Raw genomic sequence first — 986 nt, forward strand, 5'->3', positions numbered from 1 at the left:
TAGAGTGTCGAAAAAATTTTTCTGACACCCCAATAGCGGTTATAACCGTTGATATATAAGCATTTATAGAGGGAGGATTTTTACGTAAAAAACGATTTTTTTCGATTAGAAGCGATGACTAGGTTTTTGCTATGCAAAAAATAAATTCTTCAAAACATATAAAGTACGTAAATTAGTTACTAAAATCAAAGCTAGGTGATTTTATGAATTCATATATTTATGGTTATGCAAGGGTAAGTACCCACCAACAAGATTTGATACGTCAACTAAACATACTTCAAAAATATAACTGTACTGAAATTTTCACAGAAAAAATATCAGATATGCAAAGTCATCGTCCAGAGCTTACTCGGTTGAAAGATAAAATTAGACCTGGTGATACTTTAGTAGTTGAAAGTTTCTTTAGGCTAGGACATGGTACAACGGATTTAATTGAACTCGTGAATTACTTTGAACAAAAAGGTGTCAAACTGATGAGTATGAAAGAACGATTTGATACTCACACACAACAAGGTAAACTAATGTTAACTGTATTTCAATTACTTAACCGGTTTGAACAAGATTTAATTGTTCAACGTACTCAAGAGGGACTTGAAACTGCAAGGGCAAGAGAGTCAGTAGGCGGGCGCCCTCATATCAAGGATCATTTCATTCAAATAGCATTGCGGTTGTATGCTTCTAAAGAATATACCATACAAGGCATTGTAAACATGACAGGTATTAGTCACGCTACACTTTATCAATACATACGAAAAAATCAGCAATTTGAAAAAAACGAATAGTTTAACGTAAGAATTATATTTATGCAGAAGTTTCTTTATTCAGCCCACATAAAGTTCAGTTATGGTAAAATATAGAGGACAAATGTATAGTGAGATTCCAATTCTATTGATAAATTGGAATTATTTTTTTAACGAATTTCCCGAAAGAAGTCTCCTTCCTCAAGCGTGTGAAGGGCGTAGCCAAAAGGTTTTCCTTTTTATTTT

Annotated in this window: 1 pseudogene; it reads left to right on the forward strand. The window is 32.9% G+C overall.

Going from position 1 to position 986, the window contains the following annotated elements:
• Window positions 1-203: 203 nt before the first annotated feature.
• A pseudogene (locus tag ACQRBL_RS32290) lies at window positions 204-779 on the forward strand (recombinase family protein); the annotation flags it as partial.
• Window positions 780-986: the final 207 nt, after the last annotated feature.

Source organism: Bacillus sp. AF62, from assembly GCF_050312695.1.
In the GTDB taxonomy this organism is placed as follows: Bacteria; Bacillota; Bacilli; order Bacillales; family Bacillaceae_G; genus Bacillus_A; species Bacillus_A cereus.